General features: G+C 54.1%; 10 protein-coding genes. 8 read left to right on the top strand and 2 right to left on the bottom strand.

Annotated features, from left to right (window positions below):
* The 8 genes from G9Q73_RS20225 to G9Q73_RS11790 form a co-directional block, all read left to right on the top strand.
* The coding region (locus G9Q73_RS20225; RefSeq protein ID WP_304956596.1) for a SulP family inorganic anion transporter at positions 1–192 on the top strand (192 nt) is incomplete at its 5' end.
* The gene (locus G9Q73_RS20220; protein WP_304956595.1) at positions 189–428 is read left to right on the top strand and encodes a hypothetical protein; all 240 of its coding nucleotides are present in this window, start codon (positions 189–191) and stop codon (positions 426–428) included. The genes G9Q73_RS20225 and G9Q73_RS20220, both read left to right, overlap by 4 nt.
* The gene (locus tag G9Q73_RS11815) at positions 352–1,554 is read left to right on the top strand and encodes a SulP family inorganic anion transporter (protein ID WP_304956594.1); all 1,203 of its coding nucleotides are present in this window, start codon (positions 352–354) and stop codon (positions 1,552–1,554) included. The genes G9Q73_RS20220 and G9Q73_RS11815 overlap by 77 nt, the downstream gene beginning before the upstream one ends.
* A gap of 58 nt (positions 1,555–1,612) precedes the next feature.
* On the top strand, positions 1,613–2,323 hold the full coding sequence (gene ubiG / locus G9Q73_RS11810) for a bifunctional 2-polyprenyl-6-hydroxyphenol methylase/3-demethylubiquinol 3-O-methyltransferase UbiG (RefSeq protein ID WP_177419964.1): 711 nt from the start codon (positions 1,613–1,615) through the stop codon (positions 2,321–2,323).
* Positions 2,316–2,972 (top strand): HAD-IA family hydrolase, encoded by a 657-nt coding sequence (locus tag G9Q73_RS11805; protein ID WP_177419963.1) that lies wholly within the window; start codon positions 2,316–2,318, stop codon positions 2,970–2,972. Before ubiG ends, G9Q73_RS11805 begins: the two co-directional genes overlap by 8 nt.
* A complete protein-coding gene (locus G9Q73_RS11800) occupies positions 2,960–3,811 on the top strand; it encodes a squalene/phytoene synthase family protein (RefSeq protein ID WP_177419962.1) in 852 nt (283 codons plus the stop codon). Before G9Q73_RS11805 ends, G9Q73_RS11800 begins: the two co-directional genes overlap by 13 nt.
* 333 nt (positions 3,812–4,144) lie before the next feature.
* On the top strand, positions 4,145–4,894 hold the full coding sequence (locus tag G9Q73_RS11795) for a YciK family oxidoreductase (protein ID WP_177419961.1): 750 nt from the start codon (positions 4,145–4,147) through the stop codon (positions 4,892–4,894).
* Between the two features lie 9 nt (positions 4,895–4,903).
* Positions 4,904–6,046, top strand: a complete 1,143-nt coding sequence (locus tag G9Q73_RS11790; protein ID WP_177419960.1) for an acyltransferase family protein — start codon at positions 4,904–4,906, stop codon at positions 6,044–6,046.
* 10 nt (positions 6,047–6,056) lie between these two features.
* On the opposite strand, the gene G9Q73_RS11785 is transcribed toward G9Q73_RS11790, so the two are convergent.
* The gene (locus tag G9Q73_RS11785; RefSeq protein WP_177419959.1) at positions 6,057–6,938 is read right to left on the bottom strand and encodes a glycosyltransferase family 4 protein; all 882 of its coding nucleotides are present in this window, start codon (positions 6,936–6,938) and stop codon (positions 6,057–6,059) included.
* 38 nt (positions 6,939–6,976) lie between these two features.
* On the bottom strand, positions 6,977–7,269 hold a 293-nt coding region (locus tag G9Q73_RS19225), incomplete at its 5' end, for a hypothetical protein (RefSeq protein ID WP_218649952.1).

Raw genomic sequence — 7,269 nt, 5'->3', positions numbered from 1 at the left:
GTTCAACTGACCTGTCCAGGCAGTAAGTGCGTCAAGAATGACGTGCTCTCCGGCTTGACCGTCTCCCTGGCTTTGGTTCCGGAGGCCGTTGCTTTTGCCTTCGTTGCCGGCGTTGAACCTCTGGTCGGCCTCTATGCCGCCTTTATGATGGGCATCATCACCTCTCGGTTATCGGCGGGCGGCCCGGCATGATCTCCGGTGCTACCGGCGCCATGGCAGTGGTGATGGTCGCGCTGGTGGCCCAGCACGGTGTGGAGTACCTGTTTGCCGCCGTTGTCCTTGCCGGTGTGATTCAGATCGCCGCCGGGATACGTACCTGGGAAAATCGCATCCGCTGCGCCGCACCCGGTCATGTTGGGTTTTGTGAATGGTCTGGCGATCGTGATCTTCCTGGCGCAGTTGCAGCAGTTCCAGGTACCCGGCGATGAGGGTGGTATGGCATGGATGACCGGCACACCTCTCTGGACCATGCTCGGCCTCGTGGCGCTGACCATGGCGATCATCCATTTTCTGCCCAAACTTACCTCTACGGTTCCCGCCTCGCTGGCAGCCATCATCATCGTTACCCTGCTGGCCATCACGCTGGGACTCGACGCCCGTTCCGTACAGGGGGTACTGCAGGATATGAGTGGCGACCCCGCAGCCAGCATTGCCGGTGGCCTGCCGGCATTCCACATACCCTCTATTCCTCTGACTTTCGAGAGTCTGTGGATCATCCTGCCCTATGCCTCTATCCTGGCCGCCGTTGGTTTGATCGAGTCCCTGCTCACCATGAGCCTGATCGATGAAATCACCGAGACACGCGGCCGTGGTAACAAGGAGTGCATCGGCCAGGGCGTAGCCAATTCGGTGAACGGTTTCTTTGGCGGCATGGGCGGATGCGCCATGATCGGTCAGAGCATGATCAACATCAATTCCGGTGGCAGGGGCCGTCTGTCGGGAATCTCCGCCGCCCTCTTCCTGCTCGGTTTTATCCTGTTTGCCTCCGGCCTGATCGAGATAATCCCGGTGGCAGCGCTGGTTGGCGTCATGTTCATGGTTGTGATGGGCACATTCGAGTGGGCCAGCTTCCGGTTGCTCGGTCGCATTCCTCTCGCGGATACCCTCGTGGGTATTCTGGTGGCCGTGGTTACCGTATTGACAGATCTGGCGATTGCCGTGGTGGTTGGCGTCATCATTTCCGCCCTGGTGTTTGCCTGGGAGCACGCCAAACAGATGCGCGCAGATGCTCACATCGACAAATATAACATCAAATACTACAACCTCCACGGCCCACTGTTTTTCGGCTCGATTCAGACCTTTGCCGACATCTTTGATCCCAAAAACGATCCCCAGGAGGTCATTGTCGATTTTGCCAATACCCGGGTCTACGACCACTCCGGTCTGGAGGCGATCGACTCCCTCGCTGAGCGCTACATGCGGGCGGGCAAAACCCTGCATATCCGGCATCTGAATCAGGAGTGCCAGAACCTGCTGGTAAAGGCCGGTGATCTGGTTGAGGTCAATATGATGGAGGATCCAACCTACCATGTGGCTGATGACCGCATCGGCTGATACTCCTTCAAGGTGATCCGGTATAATGGCATCATTATCGAATATTAGGTCTTGAAAAATGCGCCAGGAAACCCTCAACGTCGACCACGCCGAGATCAGCAAGTTCGAGGAGATTTCCTCCCGTTGGTGGGATCCACACAGTGAGTTCAAACCACTGCACGAGATCAATCCGTTGCGCCTCGGTTACATTGACGACATCGCCTCACTGTCAGGAAAACGCGTGCTCGACGTCGGCTGCGGAGGGGGAATCCTCTCTGAAAGCATGGCGGCCAAAGGGGCTGATGTCACCGGTATCGATATGGGCGAAGCCCCGCTGCAGGTTGCCCGATTGCATCTGCTGGAATCGGGACTGGAGGTCAACTACGAACGCATTCCAGTAGAGCGCCTGGCAGCAGAACAGCCCGCATCCTTCGATGTGGTGACCTGTATGGAGATGCTGGAACATGTACCCGACCCTGCTTCCGTAATCAATGCTTGCGCCAAGCTGGTAAAGCCGGGCGGCCATGTCTTCTTCTCGACCCTGAATCGAAATCCTAAATCCTATCTGTTCGCCATCGTGGGGGCAGAGTACCTGCTGCGTCTGTTACCGCGGGGTACCCACGACTTCAGCAAGTTCATCCGACCGTCTGAACTGGATCGCTGGATTCGCGGTGCCGGGCTGGAGACAAAGGATATGACCGGACTGGTCTACAATCCTCTGAGCCGTAGTTACAAACTCGGCCCCAACGTGGATGTCAACTACATGGTGCATACCCGGAAAGATGGCTAGGGTTGAATGCGTCCTGTTCGATCTGGATGGGACATTCGCAGATACCGCACCTGATCTTCACTACGCCCTGGATCAGGTTCTGATCAGCCGGGGTGAATTGCCCATGCCCTTCGAACAGGTAAGGCCAGCTGTCTCCCACGGCAGTCAGGCGATGATCAAAGTCGGATTTGACCTGCAGCCCGGTGACACCGATTTCGAAACGCTGCGCAAAGAGTTTCTGCGTATCTATCGGGAAAATATTGCCAGAAAGACAAAACTCTTCGACGGCATGGAGAGACTGCTGGAGGAACTGGAACTGCGCAACATTCCCTGGGGCATCGTCACCAACAAGCCCGCCTGGCTCACCGACCCCCTGATGGAGGCGCTCGGCTATCACAGGCGCGCCGCCTGCATTGTCAGCGGTGACACTGCGGACCACCCAAAACCTCATCCCGCCCCAATGTTATATGCCTGCCGCATGGCAGGCGTGGATCCGACGCACTGTCTCTACGTGGGTGATGCCAAACGCGACATCGAAGCCGGGCAAAATGCAGGCACCCGGACGCTGGTGGCCCTCTTTGGCTACCTGGCGGAAGATGATAAACCCGACGACTGGCATGCTTCAGGCACCGTTAAACATCCGCTGGAAATTCTGCAGTGGCTGGACTGAGCCGGGAGCACATTGAGAGAGCGGTCCCCCTCGGCTCCAGCAGCTACTATATAATCCGCTTCTCCCCCACACCTTGCCGCAGCGATCTGACTCACCTCTTCGCCTGGCGGCGCGAACTCACCAACATACCCCTGGAGTGCAGTGACCCAGGCGTAGCCCGAACCCGGCTGCAGTGGTGGCGTGAGGAGATGAAAAGATCCGCCAATGGCAACGCCCAGCATCCTGTTGCAATCGCCTTGAGCGAAACCATCAAAACACACAGGTTACCGGAGCTGCTGTTGCAGAAAATCGCGGACAATATTGAAAACGATATCGAAAAGGCATCCATGGCCGAGTGGGATGATCTCCACCTCTATTGTCTCAGCCATGGCGGTAACTTCGCTGAATTGCTTGCTCATACAACCGGCTGCAACGAAACGTTTAAAACAACAATCAGACAGATAGGCGCTTATGTCACACTGGTCAGCCTACTGCGCAACCTGGGTGCAGACCTGCGCCGAGGACACTGTTTACTACCCGATTCACTGTTACAACAACATCGGTTGAGACCGGAACAACTGCTGCAATCAAAGTCACGGGCGAGATTTCAGGAGATGCTGCAGTCACTATCCGATACCGCAACCCGGTGGCGAGTCGAAGCGCTGGAATCCCTGCCGACACAACCCCCAACAGGTTTGCGACCTGTACTCAACCAGCTTGCACTGGCACAACGACTTCATGCCGTACTTGAGACAGACGGTTTCAACGTTGTTGACGGGCGCACCCACCTGACGCCTTTGCAGAAACTCTGGACAGCATGGCGGGTGGGGACAGGTAAAAGGTTAAAGGTGAAGGGCTAAAGGCTAAAGGCTAAAGGCTAAAGGCTAAAGGCTAAAGGCTAAAGGCTAAAGGCTAAAGGCTAAAGGCTAAAGGCTAAAGGCTAAAGCAAGTATGTGTGGGTGTTTGTCGAATGCAAGCACTTTTTTCACACCTAATGTTTGTAGGCCCGATCAAGCGTAGCGGATCGGGCACCCAGGATTTGGCAATAATATCGAAGGTGCCGATTCCATTGTGCATCGGCAGCTGCGACAGAGACCGGTCTTTCAGATGACACGGCCTTCTTTAACCTTTAGCCTTTAGCCTTTCCCCATGATGTTATACTACGGGCAAGTTTCAATCCTCAGGATCCATCGATGCACGACGACTACGCCCCCTCTCCCGACTTGCTCAAAGCGCGCGTCATTCTTGTCACTGGCGCCGGCAGTGGCATTGGGCAGGTGGCGGCCAAGACATTTGCAGCTCATGGCGCCACTGTCGTCCTGCTGGGCCGTACCCTGAGTAAACTGGAAGAGACCTACGACGCCATCGAAAAGGAAGGGCATCCCCAACCTGCGATTATTCCCCTCAACCTGGAGAGCGCTCCGCAACAGGACTATTTTTCCCTTGGCGAAACGCTCCACCGTGAGTTTGGCAAACTGGATGGACTGCTGCATAACGCGGCCCAACTTGCGCTCTTGAGTCGCATCGATGATTACGACCTGGAGAGCTGGAACAAGGTCATTCAGGTCAACCTGACCGCTCCTTTCATGCTGACTCAGGCCTGTCTGCCTCTGCTGCGACTCTCCGGGGATGCATCAATTCTTTTTACTTCTGATCGCGTGGGACGTAAGGGAAAGGCCTACTGGGGCGCCTATGGCGTTTCAAAATTCGGCATCGAAGGGTTGATGCAGACCTTGGCGGATGAGACGGAAGAGAGCCAAATCAGGGTCAACAGTATCTGCCCCGTTCCTACCCGCACCAGCTTGCGGGCTTGGGCATATCCAGGGGAGGATCCGGCAACGCTCCCACTGCCGGAAGAGATCATGAGAACCTATCTCTATCTGATGGGACCGGATAGCAAAGGCGTCACAGGTCAGGCTTTCGACGCCACTCCCACAGAATAGACAACCTGTATGAGGAGAATCAGGGAAATCGAAGGCTTGAGGGCCTTCCTGGCACTCTGGGTGTTGATCAGCCATGTTTTGGGCGCGGCCGGTTACACCTCCGAGATAGCGGAAGGTCTACCACAGTTGCTGATTTTGGGTAACTACGCGGTGGATATCTTCATTATCATCAGCGGCTTTGTTATCTTTCTGCTTATCGATCAGGTTCGCGGAAATTACTCCACCTACATCACGCAGAGATTTTTTCGCCTCTATCCCTTGCTGTTCGTACTCTTTCTGGTCGCAGTGGTATTAGCCCCGTTGGAGATGGAAAACATAACCCAGAGCGGCGCCTATCTCACAGAAAAAAACATCGAAAAGCTTACCTATAAACTTGATATCCGCAACGACTGGCTTGGATTCAATATACTGACTCATCTCACTATGCTGCACGGTATGGTTGCCGAAAAGTGGGTACCCTTTGTTCCCGGAGCCTTTCTTGGGCCCGCCTGGAGCATCTCGCTCGAGTGGCAATTCTATCTTGTTGCACCGCTGCTATTCAGCCTGGCGGCAACTCGTGGGCGTTTTGCCCGATTGGGGGTGATTGTTGCCTGTCTGGCGACCTACATCATCGCCCGAAAACTGCTGCCCCGTGTGGAATACGGCGCTTTTCTACCTTTTCATATCGAGTTTTTTTTCTTCGGCGCCTGTAGCTACTTCATCTACAGACACTTGCACAACAGTGTGATTAAACCCGATTTTCTGTTTCCAACAGCGATGGCAACCGTTGTCATGATCTATTTCACCTCCGGACACGACTTCAGGCTTTTCCCCATCGCCGTGTGGCTGGTATTTTTTGCACTCATGCTGGAGCCGAAGGAGTCATTGAGTCACCGCTTTATTGCCCCTCTTTTTCTCAACCGGATCTCTCTTTGGCTGGGCAAGGTCTCCTACAGTATCTATCTGCTCCACACCCTCGTCATTACGCTGATCTCAAGCGTTCTGCTGAGCTATTTTGATCTGGCGCGGGGAGACTACGTTTCGATTTTGTTCGTCAGCACCCTGATTTTTACGACGTTGTTCTCCTGGCTTACCTATCGATACATAGAGAAGCCCGGAATCATCCTGGGAAAAAAACTTTCATCCCGATTCAACACAGGACGTTTCAAATGACTGCTTCAGATCAGCCCTGAAGTTTTTTATCCAGATCAGCAAAAACCCGGTTCCACTTTTTGGCAACCTCTCCAACTTCGCACTGATCGGCCACAACCTTCGCTGCCGTTCCAAAAGTCGCCAGTTTATCCGGATCATCCAACAAACCCGAAATTGCCGCAGCATATGCTTCAATATCCTGATTCTGTATCAGGAATCCATTTCGATCATTTTCAACCAACTCACTGAGATCCCCCACGTCCGAAACTACGGCAGGAAGCCCCGTCATCATCGCCTGTATCATCGACTGGGAGAGTCCTTCGGAGTCGGAAGTCAGAATAAATACACGCGCCTGCCGGTACCAGTCCCCCACCTCTGTCTGCCAACCAACAAAGTCGATATTCTCACTGATACCCAGGGAGGCAGCCATCTGCTCCATCTCTTCACGATCCGGACCATCACCGACTATCAATGCCTTGATTGCAGGGTGCTCCGGTTTCAGTTTTGCAACGATCTGCAGAAGAATATCCACCCGTTTAATATTGGAGATTCTTCCGACAAAGATCAGATCAGCACGTTTCTCTTCTTCACCAGGGTAGTAACTGGCGCCATCAATCCCGCCGGACATGATATAGATATCATCACTCTTGACACCCCGCTCTTCGAAAAAGTGCTTGGCATCGGTTCCCCGTACCACGACACTGCCGAAATGGGAGACAGCGTTGATCAGCGCCCTTTCCACCACTGCATCGTGTCTGCCAAGTTGTTTGAATATCTTGTTTTCGGTGAGGTAACCACCTCCAAGCACCTCCAAGGGACCACCGCCACAAAGGTAGACCGAATGACAATCATATTTTTTCCCAAGCAGCACAACCAGCAGTCCGTTGAGCAGCAGATGGAATCCGACGATCACGTCTGGACGTTTCTCTTTTGCAACCTTTGATAGGGTGATCAGGCGGCAATCAAAGCAACGCACAATCTTTTTTGTAATCTGGCATTCGGATAGATCGGTGTGACCTTGTCAATCTCCGGCAACTTCGTCGCGGCAACCATATAGATCCGGCCGACCCGGTTAGACTCCGACATCGGCCGCAGATGGGAGATGATCCATCGATCCGAACAGCGGTTCCCGTGCACCGCAAATACCTGTATCGATCTTTCTTCTCCCTTGAAGTGGTATTGTTGCGCTCCGCAACCCTGTTCAGTTTGTTTGTGAGCAATACGTAACTGAACGAAGTACACGT

The organism is endosymbiont of Lamellibrachia barhami, from assembly GCF_011947365.2.
In the GTDB taxonomy this organism is placed as follows: domain Bacteria; phylum Pseudomonadota; class Gammaproteobacteria; order Chromatiales; family Chromatiaceae; genus QGON01.
This window is presented reverse-complemented; position numbering and strand designations above follow the sequence as displayed.

What these genes read in the sequence shown, in the direction of transcription:
- G9Q73_RS20220 (WP_304956595.1), top strand. Translation starts at nt 189, where the DNA reads ATGATCTCCGGTGCTACCGGCGCCATGGCAGTGGTGATGGTCGCGCTG.
- G9Q73_RS11815 (WP_304956594.1), top strand. Translation starts at nt 352, where the DNA reads ATGTTGGGTTTTGTGAATGGTCTGGCGATCGTGATCTTCCTGGCGCAG.
- ubiG (WP_177419964.1), top strand. Translation starts at nt 1,613, where the DNA reads ATGCGCCAGGAAACCCTCAACGTCGACCACGCCGAGATCAGCAAGTTC.
- G9Q73_RS11805 (WP_177419963.1), top strand. Translation starts at nt 2,316, where the DNA reads ATGGCTAGGGTTGAATGCGTCCTGTTCGATCTGGATGGGACATTCGCA.
- G9Q73_RS11795 (WP_177419961.1), top strand. Translation starts at nt 4,145, where the DNA reads ATGCACGACGACTACGCCCCCTCTCCCGACTTGCTCAAAGCGCGCGTC.
- G9Q73_RS11790 (WP_177419960.1), top strand. Translation starts at nt 4,904, where the DNA reads ATGAGGAGAATCAGGGAAATCGAAGGCTTGAGGGCCTTCCTGGCACTC.